Source organism: Clostridium nigeriense (assembly GCF_050585245.1).
Taxonomy (GTDB): Bacteria; Bacillota; Clostridia; order Clostridiales; family Clostridiaceae; genus Clostridium; species Clostridium nigeriense_A.
The window spans coordinates 91,556-111,199 of the sequence record NZ_JBNOOF010000009.1 but is presented as its reverse complement, the minus strand read 5'-3'; the positions used below and the strand labels follow the sequence as shown (position 1 = coordinate 111,199).

General features: G+C 27.0%; 16 protein-coding genes. 12 read left to right on the top strand and 4 right to left on the bottom strand.

Features of this window, described 5'->3' with window-relative positions:
- Positions 1–322 precede the first annotated feature (322 nt).
- Together ACQPUY_RS14010 and ACQPUY_RS14005 are read left to right on the top strand one after the other, a co-directional pair.
- Positions 323–841 carry an RNA polymerase sigma factor gene (locus tag ACQPUY_RS14010; protein ID WP_430841987.1) on the top strand — a complete coding sequence of 173 codons (519 nt, stop codon included), beginning with the start codon at positions 323–325 and terminating at the stop codon, positions 839–841.
- A gap of 12 nt (positions 842–853) precedes the next feature.
- Positions 854–1,717, top strand: coding sequence for a hypothetical protein (locus tag ACQPUY_RS14005; RefSeq protein ID WP_430841985.1), 864 nt, complete (start codon positions 854–856; stop codon positions 1,715–1,717).
- 172 nt (positions 1,718–1,889) lie between these two features.
- On the opposite strand, the gene ACQPUY_RS14000 is transcribed toward ACQPUY_RS14005, so the two are convergent.
- On the bottom strand, positions 1,890–3,110 hold the full coding sequence (locus ACQPUY_RS14000) for an MFS transporter (protein ID WP_430841983.1): 1,221 nt from the start codon (positions 3,108–3,110) through the stop codon (positions 1,890–1,892).
- A 299-nt stretch (positions 3,111–3,409) separates the two neighbouring features.
- Here ACQPUY_RS14000 and ACQPUY_RS13995 point away from each other — a divergent pair, with 299 nt between their 5' ends.
- From ACQPUY_RS13995 to recQ, 3 genes are all read left to right on the top strand, one after another.
- Complete coding sequence (locus ACQPUY_RS13995; RefSeq protein WP_430841981.1) at positions 3,410–4,318, top strand: LysR family transcriptional regulator; 909 nt, start codon at positions 3,410–3,412, stop codon at positions 4,316–4,318.
- A gap of 160 nt (positions 4,319–4,478) precedes the next feature.
- Positions 4,479–4,631, top strand: a complete 153-nt coding sequence (locus ACQPUY_RS13990) for a zinc-ribbon domain-containing protein (protein ID WP_430841979.1) — start codon at positions 4,479–4,481, stop codon at positions 4,629–4,631.
- A gap of 165 nt (positions 4,632–4,796) precedes the next feature.
- Positions 4,797–7,244 (top strand): DNA helicase RecQ, encoded by a 2,448-nt coding sequence (gene recQ / locus ACQPUY_RS13985; protein WP_430841977.1) that lies wholly within the window; start codon positions 4,797–4,799, stop codon positions 7,242–7,244.
- 193 nt (positions 7,245–7,437) lie between these two features.
- On the opposite strand, the gene ACQPUY_RS13980 is transcribed toward recQ, so the two are convergent.
- Both ACQPUY_RS13980 and ACQPUY_RS13975 read right to left on the bottom strand, forming a co-directional pair.
- Complete coding sequence (locus ACQPUY_RS13980) at positions 7,438–7,788, bottom strand: thiol reductase thioredoxin (protein WP_430841975.1); 351 nt, start codon at positions 7,786–7,788, stop codon at positions 7,438–7,440.
- A gap of 118 nt (positions 7,789–7,906) precedes the next feature.
- Positions 7,907–9,256: a DUF4317 domain-containing protein gene (locus tag ACQPUY_RS13975; protein ID WP_430841973.1), complete on the bottom strand. Its 1,350-nt coding sequence runs from the start codon at positions 9,254–9,256 to the stop codon at positions 7,907–7,909.
- A gap of 256 nt (positions 9,257–9,512) precedes the next feature.
- Between ACQPUY_RS13975 and ACQPUY_RS13970 the strand changes: the two genes are divergently transcribed.
- The 6 genes from ACQPUY_RS13970 to ACQPUY_RS13945 all read left to right on the top strand — a co-directional run bounded on the left by ACQPUY_RS13970 (position 9,513) and on the right by ACQPUY_RS13945 (position 15,694).
- Positions 9,513–11,006: a glycoside hydrolase family 43 protein gene (locus tag ACQPUY_RS13970; protein ID WP_430841971.1), complete on the top strand. Its 1,494-nt coding sequence runs from the start codon at positions 9,513–9,515 to the stop codon at positions 11,004–11,006.
- Between the two features lie 115 nt (positions 11,007–11,121).
- On the top strand, positions 11,122–12,447 hold the full coding sequence (locus tag ACQPUY_RS13965) for an APC family permease (RefSeq protein WP_430841969.1): 1,326 nt from the start codon (positions 11,122–11,124) through the stop codon (positions 12,445–12,447).
- Positions 12,448–12,549: 102 nt separating this feature from the next.
- Positions 12,550–13,080: a DUF4342 domain-containing protein gene (locus ACQPUY_RS13960; protein ID WP_430841967.1), complete on the top strand. Its 531-nt coding sequence runs from the start codon at positions 12,550–12,552 to the stop codon at positions 13,078–13,080.
- A gap of 140 nt (positions 13,081–13,220) precedes the next feature.
- Complete coding sequence (locus ACQPUY_RS13955) at positions 13,221–13,775, top strand: ubiquitin (protein WP_430841965.1); 555 nt, start codon at positions 13,221–13,223, stop codon at positions 13,773–13,775.
- Positions 13,768–14,448, top strand: a complete 681-nt coding sequence (locus tag ACQPUY_RS13950; RefSeq protein ID WP_430841963.1) for a response regulator transcription factor — start codon at positions 13,768–13,770, stop codon at positions 14,446–14,448. Before ACQPUY_RS13955 ends, ACQPUY_RS13950 begins: the two co-directional genes overlap by 8 nt.
- Positions 14,441–15,694: a sensor histidine kinase gene (locus ACQPUY_RS13945; RefSeq protein ID WP_430841961.1), complete on the top strand. Its 1,254-nt coding sequence runs from the start codon at positions 14,441–14,443 to the stop codon at positions 15,692–15,694. Before ACQPUY_RS13950 ends, ACQPUY_RS13945 begins: the two co-directional genes overlap by 8 nt.
- 167 nt (positions 15,695–15,861) lie before the next feature.
- On the opposite strand, the gene ACQPUY_RS13940 is transcribed toward ACQPUY_RS13945, so the two are convergent.
- A complete protein-coding gene (locus tag ACQPUY_RS13940; RefSeq protein ID WP_430841959.1) occupies positions 15,862–17,568 on the bottom strand; it encodes an ABC transporter ATP-binding protein in 1,707 nt (568 codons plus the stop codon).
- A 296-nt stretch (positions 17,569–17,864) separates the two neighbouring features.
- On the opposite strand from ACQPUY_RS13940, the gene ACQPUY_RS13935 reads away from it, so the two are divergent.
- Positions 17,865–19,568: an ABC transporter ATP-binding protein gene (locus ACQPUY_RS13935; RefSeq protein ID WP_430841957.1), complete on the top strand. Its 1,704-nt coding sequence runs from the start codon at positions 17,865–17,867 to the stop codon at positions 19,566–19,568.
- The last annotated feature ends 76 nt before the right edge of the window (positions 19,569–19,644 follow it).

The following is a 19,644-nucleotide window of genomic DNA, read 5'->3' as shown; positions in this document are numbered from 1 at the left end:
TTTTTTATTTCATAATATTGCAAAATTACTTATTGGATATAAATGATAATAGATAGCAAGGAAAACATGCTCCTATATTTGTAATTTATATTTTTGAGAGAATAAGTAGAAGTAATAAAAATTATATATTTTTCTATTTGTATAGTATAATAAGAATAGATTCATAATAATAAATAAGTAATTTCATATTTAGAATAAAAAGATGGTGTTGCAAATTTGCACACCTTTTTTTATTATAAAAAATTAATTTTTGATATAATTGCCATAAATTTTCAAGTTTAAATTCGTATATTAAGTGAAGTACTTAAAAAAAGGAGGTTCTATGAGTGAATTAGAATTTATTCAATGTCTTAATGAGATAACAAACGGAAATAAAAATGCTTTAAAAATAATATATGATAACTACGGATATTTAGTGTACACATATGCATTATCTATAGTTCAGGATAAACATATAGCTGAGGATGTATGCCAAGAAGTTTTTATTAAAGTATGGAGTAATAGTGGTAAGTATAATAAGAGTTTTAAGACAAAGGCTTGGATAATGACAATAACGAAAAATACAGCAATAGATTATTTAAGAAAGAATAAAAAAGAAAGTATTACAAGGGAAATAGACATAGTTTGGGAAAATAGTGGAGTAGAAAATTTGGGTGAAAAGCTAGAAATATATGAAGCACTCAACATGCTCCAATCAGAAGAGAAGGAAGTAATAATATTACACCTTTTATCTGATCTAACGTTTAAATCTATAAGTAAAATAATGAATAAACCATTGGGTACAGTAACTTGGAGGTATAGAGATGGTATTAAAAAATTGAAAAACATAATTAATTTTTAGGAGGTGTCGATTATGGATGATAGAATTAAAAATAAATTAGTGGCTGAAGCCAAAAATAATATGCCGGAATTATGGGGTAAAATAGAGGTTAATCTTGAAAATAAAAAAAATAAATATAATAAAAATTTAATTGCAATAGCTGCTATAATAGCTGTAGTTATTATTACAGGAACAATAGGGACTAGATTTATCTATAACCATAGTAATGACAGCGAAGGAGTAAATTATTTAGGCATAGCAGAAAATATTAAAACTTTACCAGATTTAAATTTAGATGATTATTTAGCTGATAAAGTGTTGGTAGGTGGAAAATCAGAGGCAAATCAAGCTAATGATAAAAGATTTATTGAATATAATATAGAAGCTGATAATGTAATATATGGTAAGGTAACTGAAGTTAATAGTTATGTTGATTTTGGTCTTTTCATTTGTAGCGATGTTAAAATAGAAGTAATAAAAGATTTTAAGGGAAGTATATCTAAAGGTGAAAGTGTCATTGTTGGAGATTCGGGGGGAGAATTAACTTATGACGAGTTTATAAGTGGAGCTTACGATAACTTAGCTGATAAACGAGGATATGATAATATATTAGACAAAAGCAAAGTACTTGTTGAAATGACTAAGTATGGTATTCCTCAATATAGAACTGGTGAATATGTATTGGTGTATATAGAAGAGGCTGACAAAGATAGTAGCTATTCACAAACAAAAGATGGTATTAAAACCCCTATAACATATGATTATTTTCCTTTAAAAAAATTATATGTTGATCCTAATACAGAAGATGTATTTGAATATCTGATAGATTCTAAAAATAATAAATTAATTAAGCAAAATCTTAATACTTTAAATGATATTAAGAATTTTTATAATTAGGAATTAACTGATAATGCAAATAAGTTAAATATTCTTTTATACGTGGTATATAACTAATATATAAAATGTTATATTCTGTGATTTTAATACTTTTAGTAACTGAAGAAATATTAACTTGATCATAATATAAAATGCTATGCAATTATTTTGCATAGCATTTTATATTATCAGATTAAGAAGCTTTTAATTCATTTTTCTTAACTATATTGTATCTTATGTTAACTATAAGAGCTAATATAACTCCTAAAGCAGTCACCCCTATATCAAATAGTATTACATGGCTTAAGTTTATATCTGCTAATATACCTGTGATACCTGGAACAACTGTAGAAGATATACTTGAAGCTGTAAATACTATACCAGTAATCTTACCCTTACTTGTTGGGAATAATTCTGACATTGATGTTAAAGCTAATTGTAAAACTCCACCTGCAGCTGAGAATCCTATTACAAATGCTGCAACTACACAAGTTAAAGTGCTTGGGAACATCCAAAGAACTATTAACATTATTAAAGAAATTAGTGGGTAAACAAATGTAAATCTAACTTGCTTAATCCATTTAGCAACTAATATAGAAGTAACAAATACAGAAACTATTGATCCAGTACTGTAAATACTTATAAGCTTAAGTGATATTGTTTGTTCAACACCAGCAACTTCTCTTGCAAATGATGGTAACCAGTTTGCAATTATTTGGAATGTTGCAGTAGCAGTGAATCCTATTAATATTAAACATATACCTTCGATCCAGAAGTTAGCTTTAACTTTATTATCAACTTTTTCTTCTGAAGCAGCGTCTTTTTTACATTCATCAGTTTTGAATGCTGGGAAAGGAAGCTTTAATATAAATAATCCATTTATTAAAAATATAATTATACATAGTATAAATGACCATCCATAGTAAAGATTATTGCTAATTAAGAAGCTTATTATCCATGGTAATAAGAATTGACCAGCAGATATAAAGGCTTTAATAGCAACATTAGCACTTCCTGATGCATTAGGGAAACATTCAGTTAATGCAGGATAAGTACCAGCATCCATAAATGAGTTAGCCATACCAGCAAGTAGTGCAAAAAAGAATGCCATTGTTACATTAGTACTTATTAAGATACCGCCCATAAATATTACATAAGTTATCATTCCTAAAAGAATAAATGGTTTTCTACCATATTTATCAGATAAGACCCCTGATACAAATAAAACAATCAGTCTACCTAATCCAAGAGCTGAGATAACATAAGCTACACCAGCTTTGTTAGTGTTTAGTTGTTCAATTAAAAAGTCAATGTTTTGTGCTAATATTATACATCCCATACCATGTAAAAAGTAGTTAATATACATGGATAATGCAGTAGGCATGTACTTATTTTTAGTAAGTGTATTTTGCATTTTTAATACTCCTTTGATAAAAATTTAACGTTATTAATTACAAAATTGTTATTTAATTTACAATATAAATTTTAATATATTATTTTTAATAAATCTAATACATATTATTACATTTATCTATAGAAATAATCTATAAATATGTTATACTTAAAATATTATTATAGGTTTGATTTAATATAATTGAGATAAATTATATACAAAAGAATGTTATTTTAATATCTAAGTTTATATATGGTATATAAAATTTTGGATTTAAAAAGTTTTGTTATTAAGAAACTTAATAGGAAAGGGGATATCTTATGAATTTAAATCACTTAAATTATTTTAGAGTATTAGCAAAACTTGAGCATTATACACAAGCAGCTGATAAATTATCAATAACCCAACCTAGCTTAAGTCATGCTATGTCATCATTAGAAAAAGATTTAGGCACATATTTATTTGAAAAGCAAGGAAGAAATATAAAATTAACTAAGTATGGAAAGATATATTTTGAATATGTGGATAGAGCATTAAGTGAATTAGAAAGAGGTGAAAAAAAATTAAAAGAATTAACTAATGTTTCAACAGGAACTATTGAGTTAGGATACATATATACACTTGGTCCAACTTTTGTACCAATGCTAATTAAAAAATTTGTAACAATGGAAGAAAATCAAAATATAAAATTTGTATTTGGGCAAGGAACAACAAAGACTCTTATAGAAGAATTAAAAAATGAAAAATTTGATATGGTTTTATGTTCATATGTTGAAAATGAAGAGGAAGTGGATTTTATACCAATAGAAAATGAGGAGTTAGTTGTAATTGTAGCTAATGAACATCCATTAGCTAAAAATGATAATATTGACCTAAGGGACTTGGAGGATTACCCATTTATAGGCTTTAGTGAGAAAAGTGGAATAAGACCAATAATAAATAAATTGTTTAGTAAAGTAGACTTAAAACCTAATATAGTATGTGAAGTTGAAGAGGATAATGCAGTTGCAGGATTAGTTGAAATAAATTATGGAATTGCAGTTGTTCCAAAAATATCATCTTTGAAGAATTATAATATCAAAGTTCTCCCAATAATAAATCCAACCCATGAAAGGTTTATATATCTTGCAACCTTAAAAAATAGATATTTAACACCTTCAGTAAGTTTATTTAAAAATTTTATTATAGATCAAAGTAAAGATAAATTTTTAGAAAATAAAAAATATTAATTATTATTAATGGAAAAAGTGTTGCAATAAATTGAATAATATGATATTATAAATGAGTAGCAGAAAATGCTAACAAAAAAGTTTCATTTAGGTAAATAGTTTCTCGAAAGTTAGAGATTATTATATCAATTTAGAATCTTTAATTTTAGGAGGAATATTTATGACAGATAAGACAATAGTATGTAGAGATTGTGGAAGTGAATTCATATTTTCAGTAGGAGAACAAGAATTCTACAAGGAAAAAGGATTTGACAATGAGCCAACAAGATGTATATCTTGTAGAAGAGCTAAAAAAGAACAAAATAGAAGATAATTTTAGATTGTTATAAGGCTATAGTTTATACTATAGCCTTTTTTGTTGTTTATGAAATTATAAAAAATTTAAAATACTTGAATATATTTTATATAAGTTGAAATGATTATAAAGTAGTATAATTAATATAAGAAATATATAGAAAGTTATAGAAGGAGAAGGGTTTTGGCGATTGATAAATTAGAAGTTTTAGAAAGATATTTTGGGTATAAGAGTTTTAGAAGAGGGCAAGAAAAAATAATAGATGAAATATTAAGAGGAAGAGATGTTCTTGCAATTATGCCAACTGGAGGAGGAAAATCTCTTTGTTATCAAATTCCAGCTTTGATTTTAGATGGAATAACAATAGTAGTTTCCCCCCTTATATCTCTTATGAAAGACCAAGTAGATACATTAAATTCGATGGGAATTAACTCTGCATTTTTAAATAGTTCCTTATCTACATATGAATTTAATGAAGTTATAAATGGGATTATAAATAAAAAATATAAAATTATTTATGTGGCACCTGAAAGACTTCTTTCCAATGAGTTTATTACAGTAATAACCCAAGTAAAAATAGCGCAAATTGCTATTGATGAGGCTCACTGTGTATCGCAATGGGGACATGATTTTAGAGTAAGTTATAAAGGAATCTCAACATTTATTGATAAACTTATAGAAAGACCACTTATAACAGCTTTTACTGCAACGGCATCTGAAGAAGTAAGAAATGATATTGTAAATTTATTAAAACTTAGGGATCCTAAAATATTTGTTACCGGCTTTGATAGAGAAAATTTAAGAATAAATATTGTTAAGGGGATAGATAAGAAGAAGTTTTTGGTAAACTATGTTAAAAATAATACTAAGGATTCAGGAATAATATATGCCGCTACAAGAAGAGACGTTGAAAGTATTTATGATTTATTAAAGAAAAATAATATTAATGTAGGAAGATATCATGCTGGACTTTCAAATGATGAGAGAATTAAGTGCCAAGAAGAATTTATAAATGATGAAACCAGTGTTATAGTTGCGACTAATGCTTTTGGAATGGGTATTGATAAACCTAATATAAGATATGTTCTTCATTATAATATGCCTAAAAATATTGAAGGATATTATCAAGAGATAGGAAGAGCGGGAAGAGATGGAGAAGCAAGTGAGTGTATCATGCTTTTTTCACCAGCAGATGTTATTACTCAAAAGTATTTAATTGAAGTGAGTACGGAAGATCCAATAAGGAAAAACAATCAATATAAAAAACTTCAGCAAATGACTGGTTTGGTTTATATAAATAATTGTTATAGAAAATATATTTTAGAGTATTTTGGTGATTCATATGAAGGAGAATGCGGTAATTGCAGTAATTGTTTAAATAAAGGTGAAGTAAAAGATAAGACTATAGATGCTCAAAAAGTTATATCTTGTATTTACAAAATGAAAAGAAACTTTGGTATTGGGATGATAGTAGATGTTCTTAGGGCTTCTAAAAATAAGAAGCTTTTAAGCTTGGAATTTGATGAATTAAGTACCTATGGAATAATGAAGGAATATTCCAGTAATGGATTAAAGGAATTTATAAATATCTTAATTGCTCATGGATACCTAGATGTTAATGAGGAATATGGAACAGTAGCTTTAAATAATATATCTTTCAAAGTTATAAAGGATGAAGTTAAAGTTCTACTTAAGGAAGTTAATATTGAAAGTAATAGAACTGAAATTAATGATTTATTTGATAAATTACGCTTATTAAGACAAGAGATAGCCCAATCAGAAAAGAAGGCTCCATATATGATATTTGGAGATGGAACTTTAAGAGAAATGAGTATAAAGTATCCTACAAGTAAATTAGAAATCCTTGAAGTTTCAGGCGTTGGAGAAGTTAAATATGATAGATATGGTGAAAGGTTCATAGAGGTTATTAAAGATTATATTATTGAAAATAATATTAAAAAGGAAATAGTAGTTGATAAAGAAGAAGCTGAAGAAATAGAAGATGATTACTTTGAAGTTAATAGTAATAAAGAACTTTTAGAGAAACTTATTAAAGTAAGAGAAGGATTTGCTAGGAAATTAAATTTACCTGCATCAATGGTACTAAGTAAAAATACCTTAAAAGAAATAAGTGGACGTTATCCTAATAATTTAGATAAACTTAAGGACATTGGAGGTATTGGACCAAAGAAAATTGAATCCTATGGTAAATCAATAATTGAAGAAGTAGATAAATATATAATTGAGAATGGACTTGATCCTACTTGGAAAGAAAAGAAAAGGAAAAAGCTTATTATAGATGGAGAAACTAGGGGAACTTCAGAAATAGTTTTAGATAGGCTTAATATGGGAGAGGATATAGAAGACATATCAGAGGATATGGAAATATCAATTTCAACTATTCTTGGATATTTTACAGATTATATAAAATCAACTGGGGACTATAGTATAAATATAAATATTGATAAGTATTATGATAAAGAACACGAAGAGCTGATTTTAGAAGCTATTAATAAAAATGGAATAGATAAAATTCAAGTTATTAAAAAAAGTTTGCCAGATTATATTAAATATGAAGCTATCAGAGCTGTAATACTAAAGAGTGTCATTTGGAGCAAAGAAAGGTCATAAACAGTACTTTTAAACTCCGACTCACGAAGAAATTTATTCCTTTAGCTTTGAAGTGCATCTATTAATAGAACAAAATTTCATAATTCCGAAGAATGAGGAATTATTACCTTAGGTTTATAGAAGTAAATATGTTATATTAGAGCGACTTGGAGCTTGCGACGGAGCAACTAATATAACATATTTACTTCTTTTTTTATTTTAGTAGATTTAATATTTCATCTTCTGGAGTTGAAGAATCGCAACGTACTTCTATTTCCTTATTTTTACTAACAATAAAACCTGGTACAGTTACAATATTATATTTATTTCTAAATGATATAAGTCCATTATCTGAAGAATTTTCACTATTAACATAATAAATAGTTGTGTTAACTTTATTAGTCAATCCACTTAATTTTGTGGCAAACTTACGACAAAATGGACATGTTGCCCTACCAATATAAATAGCAACTGAATCTTTATTAGATAATAATTTTTCTGCTTGTGTAGAAGATATTTTTTCAAATAATTTTACATCTTCTTCATATTTATCAATTTCAAACATTTTATTTCCTCCTACCCTTTTAGAATATTATACCAAATCCAAATTATTACATCAAATTTATAAGTAATTAAAATAAAAATATATGAAATAGAGTTTTTTATTTATTAATTTATATAACTTAAATTAAGTCATCTTGACCATTAACTTTAGTTTGTTCATTTTCATTAATTGGAATAACTATGCATTTTTGTCCATCAATTATTTGAGACTTAATTTGTGGAATTTTTTCAGGTTTTACTTGAAGTATAACGTCATAGTTAGGGGTAATATTATTTTCTTCTGAATTCACATCTTGAGGCTCTTCCAAATTATTTTCAGAAGTTTCCTCTGGAGTTACAGTAGCATCAGTAACTTCTGTAGATATATCAGTATCACTATCTATAGCAATTTCTTGTTTAACTTGTTCAAGTCTAGTCTGAAGTATTTCTACTTGCTTTTGAAGGTGTTTTTCTCTCTTTATTTGTTCATTTGCTTTAAGTACCTTTGAGTCTATTAAATTTTCAGCTAAAGGAAGATCATCACCAAAGATCTCTACATAAGATTTTTCAATCTTAGTAGTAACTTCTTCAGGAATGCCACTTTCTATTAAAAGATTTTGTATATCGTTTTTGGTTAAAGTTATAGGTTCAGGATCTACATCATCATATATAGCATTGTATTCCTCAAGCATATTATTTAGATTTTCTTGTACTTCCATAAATATTTTATCTGCTTTCTTTTCATCAGCACTAAAAGAATCCTTAATAATTGATTGGAAGGTTTCTTTTTGTATAGTAACAGTTCGCTTTGAATAACAACCTAAGGCGTTTTCCATTAATTCAGGATGTGTATCCTTTGCATTTTTTGTGTAATACATAATAGAGTTAACATCTGAACTACGATTAATGAAAGCAGGAAATACAAAGCCATTAGTTGGAGCCTCAACTACCCAATCCCTAATACGTGCTTTTATTTTATTTTCTTCTTCAAAGTATCTAAGACCAGGCTCTGAAAGTGAAACAGGGCAGATTGCACATAATACATATTCATATACTTCTTCAGATTCATCTAATTTTGCATTATCCTTAGTTTTAGTAATAACATCATAAGCATCATGAAAAACAAGAATTAAAAAGTTACCAGTATAATCATAATTATCTATGATTGAATCATAAAAATCGTCAAGGAGAGTATCATCCTTTAATTGACTGTTTTTAAGTTGCATAAGAGAAATTTGCTTTTCATTTATAAGGTCATCATTAATTGGAAAGTTTAGTTCTAAAATATTATTTCCAATAGTTCCAGAAAGCACTTTTTTAGCGATTTCTAAGTACTTAAAGTATTCATCTTCATCTAAATTTAAAAAGGTTTCTCTAAATTTTAAGATAATATTCTTTTCTCCATTAACATAGCAACCACACATTTTAGTAAAGGTACAATAATCTTTTTTAAATCGCTTCTTTAATTCAAGTATATCTTTTTTTCTCATATATAAACCTCTCGATCTAGTTATTTTCTATTTATGTATAATAATTATACCTCTAAATGAAAAGTATAATAAAGTTTATTGAAAAACTTCATGTATTTTATTATAAAAAACATGGGTATTTTCGGTTTTATCTTAATGATATAATTAGAAAACTCAAGTAGTGAGTAGCAGGATTATAAAAAAACGAGGAATATATTAAGAATAAATTTTATATCATAAGTGATTTTTACTATTTATATAAATGGAGGTAGATAAGGTGAAATATAATAATCCGATAATTAAGGGCTTTTATCCTGACCCAAGTGTTTGTAAAGTTGAAGATACATATTATCTTGTATGTAGTTCGTTTCAGTATTTCCCTGGAGTGCCTATTTTCGAGAGCAAAGATCTAATTAACTGGAAGCAAATAGGACATTGCCTAACAAGAAAAAGTCAGATTCATCTTGAAAATGTAAATAGTTCAGGTGGAGTCTTTGCTCCAACAATAAGATATAATAATGGCCGGTTTTATATGACTACTACGAATAATACGACTAATCAAAATTTCTATGTATGGACAGATGATATTTATAGTGAATGGTCGGATCCTATATATGTAGATCAAGGAGGAATTGATCCATCTCTATATTTTGAAGATGAAAAGACATATTTTATTAGCAATGGAAAAGATGATTATGGAATTAATGGAATAGTTCAATGTGAAATTGATATAGAAACTGGTAAAAAATTAACATCAAGTCGTACAATTTGGGCAGGTTCAGGTGGGCGTTTTCTTGAAGGTCCACATATGTATAAAATAAATGGAAGATACTATCTTATTGCAGCTGAGGGAGGAACTGAATTTGGTCATATGGTTACATACGCTCGTGGAGACTCTCCATATGGTGAATTTGAGGGATATAAGGATAACCCAGTCCTAACAAATCGTAATTTAGGTGGTTATGAAATACAGGGAGTAGGACATGGAGATCTTATTCAGGATGATGACGGAAATTGGTGGTTAATACATCTTGGGTTCCGCCAGTCGGGACAATGGGAGGCATATCATCATTTAGGTCGAGAAGTGTTCTTGACTCCTATTAATTTTAGAGAAAATGGTTGGTTTACAGCTGGATATAATGGGACAACAACTAAGTCTTTCAGTATAAATAATATATCTAGAGATGTTATTCAAAATGAGAAAAAATCCTATACTTTTGAAAATACAGACTGGGATAAGGAGTGGTGTTATCTTCGTATACCTAATAGTGCAAATTATAAATTTACTAGAAATAAATTAAGTCTAAGAGGGACTGAGATAACACTTGATAAGGAGGATTCACCAACATTTATTGGACTTCGTCAAAGAGATTTTAATGCGAATATTTCTTGTGATATATCTATATTTGATGGAGAATCAGGAATAACTCTATATATGGACGAAAATCATCATTATGATTTGGCAATACGAAAAAAAGGGAATGGGTATGAGGTAATTAAAAAGCTAAATATTGGTGATATTAAATCAGTAGAAAAAACTGTATGTCTAGAGAAGAATAATATATCTCTTGTTATTAATGCAAGCAATAGATATTATAGTTTCTATATTAGATCAGGAGATGAAGAAGTTTATCTTGGAAAGGCTCAAACAAAATATCTTTCCTCAGAGGTTGCTGGAGGATTTACAGGCGTAATTATCGGATTATATGCGTATGGTTCAAGCTATTGTAATTATGCGGAATTTACAAATTTTAAATGTAAATATATTTGAGTTGCTAAATTAGTATATATTATGGAAATAAATATTTTTGCTAAAAAGGATTTAATATTTATATAAAATGAGGAAATACTAACCATATATTATTTAAAGTATTAGGGAGGTATTTATGAGTAAAGAACTTCAAAAAAATCTTGGATTCTTAGCTGCTTTGTCTACAGTTATAGGAGTAGTAATAGGTTCAGGTGTATTTTTTAAACCACAAGCAATATATACTGCAACAAATGGAGCTCCAGGATTAGGAATTCTAGCATGGATTTTAGGGGGACTTATAACTATAGCTGGTGGACTTACAGCTACTGAAGTATCTGCAGCTATCCCAAAGACTGGTGGTATGATGATTTATATTGAAGAGATATATGGAAAAAGACTTGGCTTTTTAACCGGATGGATGCAAACTGTTTTATTCTTTCCTGGTACTATTGCAGCCTGTGCTGTAATATTTGCACAACAAACGTCAGAACTTTTAGGTTCTACTTCAGATAATATGAAACTTGTGTTACCAATATCATTAGGAATAATAATATTAACATCATTTTTAAATACTATTGGCTCATCTTTTGGAGGATATATTCAGACTATAGCAACTATTGGGAAATTAGTTCCATTAGTACTGATTATAGTGTTTGGATTTATAAAGGGAAGTAGTACATCAGTATTTAATCCTATGGTAGGTCCTGGAGTCAATACTATAACTACCTTAGGTGAGATTCTTATATCTACGTTGTTTGCTTACGATGGATGGATAAATGTAGGAGCTATCGCTGGAGAAATGGAATATCCAGGTAAAGATTTACCTAAAGCTATAGTAGGCGGATTATCATTAGTAATGGTAGTTTATCTCACTATTAATATTGCTTATTTATGGGTAGTCCCAGCAAGTGAGTTAGCAAATGTCACATCTCCAGCCTCTCTTGTGGCTACAAAGATCTTTGGACCAATTGGAGGTAAATTAATTTCTATTGGTATATTAATATCAGTATTTGGTACATTAAACGGATATTTACTAACAGGACCTAGAGTATCATATGCACTATCTACAGGTGGATTAATACCTGGAAGTAAGATGCTTTCAAAAGTAAATAAGGGGAGCTCTCCTTATAATGCAATATGGTTAGTTGCAATTATTTCTAGCATATATGCTTTAACCGGCCAATTTAACTTATTAAGTGATTTAACTGTATTTGCAGTATGGGTATTTTATGTACTTACATTTATAGGAGTAATTATACTTAGAAAGAGTAAACCTGATCTTACTAGACCATATAAGGTTCCCTTATATCCAATAATTCCTGTAATAGCCATATTAGGAGGAGCTTTTGTTGTAATAAATCAGCTGTTTACATCACCTATTATATCATTAGGTGGAATTATTATAACTATTATAGGATTGCCAATTTATCAATATAGGAGCAAAAAAGAGTTAGATAAATAATTTTTTAATCTAATTTTAATCTTTCTTATATTTTAGATTAATTTTCTAAGTATATTATATAACCATGATGAGCAAGGAAAGAAAATCGTGGAGGTAATATAAATGGAAAGAAATGAAATGATTGAAGTTTTAATGAGAAAAGCTAATGTAAGTCTTGAAGAGGCTGAAGAGGCATTAGAAAAATGTAATGGTGATGTTTTAGATGCTATTGTTTATTTGGAGAGAATTGGAAAGGTAGGAAATGATGAAGTTACTACTATAATTGAAGTGAAAGAAGAGGATCAAAAACAAGAAAATAAAGGTCATGAAGAAAAGTGTGGTGGCATTGGAGAAATTATAGGAAGAATATTTAAGTTTATTGGTAAATTTATAAGAAAAGGAAATGAAAATAATTTTGAAATAAGAAAAGAAAATGAAAAACCAATAAAAATTTCTTTGACAATATCCATACTGCTATTAATATTTTTATTTGTACCTAGTATGGTATTATTAATAGTTGGATTATTCTGTGGATATAAATATTCAATTTCTGGTCCTAACATTAAATATAATGGAGTAAATGAAGTTTTTGAACATGTGTCAAAATCAGCAGATAATATAAAAAAAGACTTTAAAGAAGGTTATGAAAAGTAATATATAAATTAAGTTAAGGGACTTTGAAAAAATCAAGGCCTCTTAATTTTTTTATGACTAGATATAATAAATAAATGATATAATTTAATAATTAAGATTAAAAATAATTTTATTTAGGCCATAGATATGGAGGATTATTTATGGAAAAACTTAAATTAGTAGATAAATTAAAAGAAAAAGTAAATGTAAGTTACGAAGATGCAAAGAATGCTTTAGAAAGTACTGATTGGGATATTCTAGATGCTATTGTTTACTTAGAGAATACAGGAAAAATTAGAAGACCTACTAACAGTGTATTTTATACTAATGAATATAAAGAAACTTATAATGATAAAAATGAAGTGGCTAATATTTATAAAAATAAAAAGGAGAATAAATATAAAAGTAGAAATAACTTCGAAGGAATTTTTGAATCTGTATGTAAATATATAGATACATGTAATAATATTTTTTTTGAAATAATAAGGGAAAAAAGAACAATTTTAAGAGTTCCCCTTACAGTAGTAATAGTACTTTTATTTTTTACTTTTTGGATTGTAATACCTTTAATGCTTGTTGGGTTATTCTTTGATATAGAGTTCTATATATCGTCTGGAAAAGTTAATACAGAAAAGGTTAATAAGGTATTTAGTAAAATATCAATAAATATTAAAAAAATAAAAAATGAGTCAAAAAAGAGGTCTAAAAATGGTTAAAATTTTAATTGTTGAAGATGAAGAGAAAATAGCAAGATTTATAGAGCTTGAATTAATACATGAAGGTTATGAAGTAATAAAAGTAAATAACGGGAGGGCAGGGCTTGAAATAGCAGAGAAGGGGGAGGTGGATTTAGTTATCCTTGATGTTATGCTTCCTGAAATTAATGGGCTTGAAGTATTGAGAAGGCTTAGAAAAATTTCTGATATTCCTATTATAATGCTTACTGCAAGAGATGCTGTTATGGATAAGGTGTCAGGACTTGATGCAGGTGCAGATGATTATATAACAAAGCCTTTTGCAATAGAAGAGTTACTTGCGAGGATAAGAACAGCTCTTAAAAAGAGAGTAGTTTCAGTAAAAAAGGACATTAATGTATTAAGATGTGGCTTATTATCATTAGATAAGATGAGACGCAAAGTAATGTATGATAACACAGAAATTGAGTTAACTAATAGAGAGTTTACTTTGCTACAAATACTAATGGAAAATAAGAATATAGTATTAACTAGAGATGTACTTATAGAAAAAGTGTGTGGTTATGATTATATTGGAGAGACAAATGTAATAGATGTTTATATAAGGTATTTAAGAACAAAAATTGATGATAATTTTAAGGTGAAAATAATAACAACAGTTCGTGGTGTAGGGTATGTAATAAAAGATGAGTAGGAAAAATAAAACAAAAAATGTTACATCTATTGCAATAAAAATTAACTCTACTTTTGTAAGAAAGTTATTCTTTAAATTTCTGATACTTGATATATTTTTAGTACTAATATTAACTGGTTTTTGGTGCTTTCAAGGGGAAATGAATTTTTATGGAGAGTTTGTACCAAATGCACAGAGAACATTTAAATTTTATCCTATAGAAACAGCTAACTATAAAGTAGTTTGGGATAATGGGAAGACTATGGTTATGGATGCTAGCACCTTATTATATAGTATTAGAAAAATAATTATGGCTATAGGAATAATAGAGGGAATATTTTTATTAGACGAAATAATATTTGGTACAGCAAAAACTAGAAAAATTTTAAAGCCTCTTAATGAAATAGCAGAAACAGCAAGTAGGCTTAGTAATATAGATTTTGATGAACAAAAGTTTCAAAACCTTGAGGATGCTATATCTAGAATAAGCCCTGTAACCTCTGATGAGAGAATACATATTGGGGACAGTGAACTTCAAGGCTTAGAGGATGCAATAAATAAGCTGTTAGATAGAATGAGAGATTCTTATAGGCAGCAGGCAAGATTTGTTTCAGATGCATCACATGAACTAAGAACTCCAATTTCAGTAATTCAAGGTTATGCAAATATGCTAGATCGTTGGGGTAAAGATGATGAAAGTGTATTAGAAGAGTCAATTGAAGCCATAAAAAGTGAATCTGAAAATATGAAGAATTTAGTTGAACAGTTATTGTTCTTAGCTAGAGGTATTAATGGTAAAACTCAACTTACACCAAAAGAATTTTTACTTAATGATATGATAAACGAGGTTTTTGAGGAATCCAAGATGATAGATAGAAATCACATATATAGCTATATTAATTCAGAAGAAATAAATATTTATGGAGATATGGGCTTACTAAAGCAAACAGCTAGAATATTAGTGGAAAATGCATCAAAATACACTCCTGATGGTGAAAATATAATACTTAGAACAGGTATAAATGATAAGGGTGAACCGTATTTTTATGTTCAAGATAATGGAATAGGAATTGATGAAAAAGATGTACCTCATATATTTGAACGTTTCTTTAGAGCTGATACAGCAAGAGTTAGAAAAAATGGGGGTACAGGATTAGGACTATCAATAGCAAAGTGGATTATTGATAGCCATAAAGGATATTTTAGTATTTTAAGTAGAAAAGAAATAGGCACAAGGATAACTGTATTTTTACCACAAAAGTTATAATAAGTCATATAACAAAATGGAAATGTGGAATCAGATAAGAAGGTTGATATGGTTAAAATTTACTTATAATAAAAGGCAATGCTATAGAGTATTGCCTTTTTTAGGTTTCGATTAAATAATATAATTTTATTTATAATAACATTTACTGAAATTTTATAAGTTCATTTTTAATTATTTATTGTATATAGGCTGTAAAAATAATTTTTGTTATTTATTAGTTCATCAAATGTTCCGTATTCAACAATACTTCCGTGATTTAATACAATTATGCAATCATATTTCATTAAAATCTTTTTAATTAATTTATGGGTTACAACTATAGCTGTAAGATCGTTTTTTTCGATAATTATATTTTCTATTTTACTTGAAATTTCATTGTCGAGATTAGCTGTAGCTTCATCTAATATTATTACAGATGTTTTCTTTAAAAAGGCTCGTGCAATAGATATTCGTTGCTGCTCTCCACCGGATAAATTATTACCGCTTTCATGAATTATTGAATCTAATCCATTTGGTAAACTTTTCATTAAGTTTTGTAGTTCTGAATCATTTATTACCTTTAATATTTCTTCATTACTATAGTTCTTAAACATTGTGATATTATTTCTTAGAGTATCGTCAAACATAATTATTCTTTGATGAATTATAGAAAATCTATCACATAAATCGGCTTTATTTATATTTTTAATATTCTGATCTCCTATAGTAATATCTCCATCATACTCTTCATAATATTTCATAATTAATTTAACTAATGTTGATTTCCCAGAACCGCTATTACCAACTATGGCATATTTTTTGCCCTGCTCAAATTTGAAATTAATATTTTTTAAAACTAACTTCTCATTGTCATATCTAAAATTCAAATTATGAATTTCTATTGGAGTGCATTTTATTAGTGGATTTCCAGCAGTATTAGATTCATTTGAATTATTAAGAATTTCTTCTATTTTTAATTTTAATGATTTAGTAGATTTTAATTTAACTAATTGTCTAGAGGCTTCCCTAATTGGATTTGTAACATAATTTGATATTTGCATTGTCCCTAAAAATGTTCCTAAAGTAATTTTTCCAATCAAAACAAGGTATATAGAAAATATCATTTGAATAATTCCAACAATATAATTTAAAGTATATTGTACAATAACAGAAGTGTCTTGATATTTGCTTACATTATATCTTGAATCCTCTACATTATTGGTTAAGTCATTATACAATGTTTTTGTTTGATTTTCTGCATTAAAACTTTTAATAACTTCAAATCCGTTGAATATATCTTTTATTTTAGCATTATACTTTTCTAAAAAATCAAAAAATATTCTTTGCTTGTCAGATAATTTTTTACCAATAATCATTGGTATTATCAATGGAATAAAAGATAATATTAACGTAACAATTGCTATTAATGGTTCATAAACAAACAATGCTATTGTAGCCACCGCAAAAGTAATTATATTCTCTAAAATAACAGGTATATTACTAAAATAATTTTCCTGAATTGAATTAATATCATTATTTAAAATAGATATATATTTACCACTATTTTTTTTATTGAAATTATTTATATCTTTTGATAAAACTGCATAAAAAATATCAATCTTTATTTGAGTATTAACATTTTTTATGAATTTCCTATTATAGAAGCATTGAAAATTATTAATTAAAAAGAAAAATACTAAAAAAAATGTTCCCAACAATATTAAATTTGTTATTCCATTTAAGCTACCTTGCATAGCTACATCGGCTAATCCCTTCATAAAAAGTGACCATATTACCATTGAAATAGCTGAAAGTATATCACTTATTATTAAAGGCAAAAAAACTTTTAGATTGGAATAGAAATATGTACTTAAAGTTATTTTATTATTCTTCATTATAGAGCTCCCCATTTTTATTTGAATTATATGAAAATAATAATTTGTATATAAAATAATATTTGAAATTTTATCTTTTACAAACGAATTGTAAAAAATAACCTCACAATATAACTTATATTATAACATATTGAATATTTTTACAAGTATGGTATTATTTTTAAGAGGTGATTTTTTATGGGTATGAATATATATTAATAGATGAAAAGTAAATATAAGGATTATTATCAATAATAAAATTGGGGGAGAGGAATTATTATAATGGTATAAAAATCTATTATGATAAATTATAAACAATGAAAAAATATTTACTTAAAAATAGAATAATGATGTTACTTTTTATAGTAGCAGTTCCTTTATCATGTTATTTTTCAATTAAGTTTGCATTATCATTTGAGCCAATCATAAATTCGGCTATTGATAAAAACTTTAATATGTTAAAAATAGCGGCAATGTGGTTTAGCATATACGCTATATTAGATTGTATTTTTCTTTTGATAGTAAAGTATATTAGAGAAAATATATTGAAGGAAACTTATATAAATATTAAAAAAGATTTGTTTTCTAAAATTATAAAAATGAATATAGAAACATTTAATGAAGATAATACTGGAAGCTATATTTCTATTTTGGATAATGATGTTAAATTACTAGGTGATAGTTATTTTAGTAGTGTTTTATCTATATATAGTGTTATTATGAGCTTTATATTTTCTTTTGTAACTGTCTCTCTTCTGAATTATATAATCACTATACTTTTAATAATAGTTGCTATTTGTTCAATTATAATTCCAAAATTTTTGAATAAAAAGTTAGCTAATTTACAGGACAAGTATTCAGAATCCATGAAAAAATATACTTCTCAAATTAAAGATTTTTTTGAGGGGTTCCAAGTTATAAAAAGTTTTAATGTTCAAGATAAGGTTATAAGAAGTCATAATCAATATAATGAAATTAGAGAGCAAAGTGGTTGTGATTCTAGGAAAACTGTATATTTAGCAGGATGGATATCTATGTTATTTAGTTCCATAATGTATGTAATTACCTATATTGCTGGTGGATATTTTGCTATTATAGGAGCAATGTCTGTTGGATTAGTAATTTCATTGTCTCAGCTTATAGGAGGGGTGGTTGCGCCTTTAGAGCAATTACCATCTATATTGGCTGAAATACATTCAACATTAAAAATAAGAAATAAATTACAAGAAATTATAACAATGAAATCTGTTGAGGAAAAAGGAAGAGTTTTAGATAAGTTGCCTTCGGAGATTTCTATGAAAAATATATCATTTTCTTATAATAATTCAGATATTAAGGCTATAAGCGACATAAGTTTAAATTTTAAAGAATATAAAAAGTATGCAATTGTAGGGGAAAGTGGAAGTGGTAAAAGTACTATTGCTAAGTTGCTATTAAATTTTTATAAATGTAATAGTGGAGAAATTAAGTTTGATGATGTTGAGATTTCTAAAATAGATTCTAGTTATTTATATAAGTCAATTGGTTATATACATCAAAATATATTTATATTTGATGATACATTAAAAAATAATATAACTTTATATAATGACTATAAAGATGAAGATATAATGAAGGTAATTGAATTATCAGGATTATCTGAATTCGTAAAAAGGCTTTCTAATGGCATATATACTAATATAGGGGAAAATGGGAATACATGCTCTGGTGGTGAAAGACAAAAAATAGGCATAGCAAGGGCATTAATATGTAGATCTAAATTTCTAATTTTAGATGAAGCTACCTCAAGTTTAGATAATATTACAGCTAGCCAAATTACTAATAGTGTACTTAGTTTAAAGGATACTTCAAGTATAGTTATTACTCATCAATTAAATTATAATTTATTGAGTAAGTGTGACTATATATATGTTATGAAAAATGGACGAATAATTGAAGAAGGAAAGTTAGATCAATTGATAGATAATAAATTATATTTTTATAATTTATATAATGTAAATGAAAAATATAATGGAGTATAGATATTAATATTCTTAAATTAATTATAAATAAATTCGTGTTTAAAAGAGGTTAAGGTTTATTTATAGATTTAGATAA

Bases quoted from the DNA above. Each gene is read 5' to 3' on its own strand.
- ACQPUY_RS13960 (WP_430841967.1), top strand. From the start codon at position 12,550: ATGGAAAGAAATGAAATGATTGAAGTTTTAATGAGAAAAGCTAATGTA.
- ACQPUY_RS14000 (WP_430841983.1), bottom strand. From the start codon at position 3,110: ATGCAAAATACACTTACTAAAAATAAGTACATGCCTACTGCATTATCC.
- ACQPUY_RS13965 (WP_430841969.1), top strand. From the start codon at position 11,122: ATGAGTAAAGAACTTCAAAAAAATCTTGGATTCTTAGCTGCTTTGTCT.
- ACQPUY_RS13990 (WP_430841979.1), top strand. From the start codon at position 4,479: ATGACAGATAAGACAATAGTATGTAGAGATTGTGGAAGTGAATTCATA.
- ACQPUY_RS13950 (WP_430841963.1), top strand. From the start codon at position 13,768: ATGGTTAAAATTTTAATTGTTGAAGATGAAGAGAAAATAGCAAGATTT.
- ACQPUY_RS13945 (WP_430841961.1), top strand. From the start codon at position 14,441: ATGAGTAGGAAAAATAAAACAAAAAATGTTACATCTATTGCAATAAAA.
- ACQPUY_RS14010 (WP_430841987.1), top strand. From the start codon at position 323: ATGAGTGAATTAGAATTTATTCAATGTCTTAATGAGATAACAAACGGA.
- ACQPUY_RS14005 (WP_430841985.1), top strand. From the start codon at position 854: ATGGATGATAGAATTAAAAATAAATTAGTGGCTGAAGCCAAAAATAAT.
- ACQPUY_RS13940 (WP_430841959.1), bottom strand. From the start codon at position 17,568: ATGAAGAATAATAAAATAACTTTAAGTACATATTTCTATTCCAATCTA.
- ACQPUY_RS13975 (WP_430841973.1), bottom strand. From the start codon at position 9,256: ATGAGAAAAAAAGATATACTTGAATTAAAGAAGCGATTTAAAAAAGAT.
- ACQPUY_RS13935 (WP_430841957.1), top strand. From the start codon at position 17,865: ATGAAAAAATATTTACTTAAAAATAGAATAATGATGTTACTTTTTATA.
- ACQPUY_RS13995 (WP_430841981.1), top strand. From the start codon at position 3,410: ATGAATTTAAATCACTTAAATTATTTTAGAGTATTAGCAAAACTTGAG.
- ACQPUY_RS13955 (WP_430841965.1), top strand. From the start codon at position 13,221: ATGGAAAAACTTAAATTAGTAGATAAATTAAAAGAAAAAGTAAATGTA.
- ACQPUY_RS13980 (WP_430841975.1), bottom strand. From the start codon at position 7,788: ATGTTTGAAATTGATAAATATGAAGAAGATGTAAAATTATTTGAAAAA.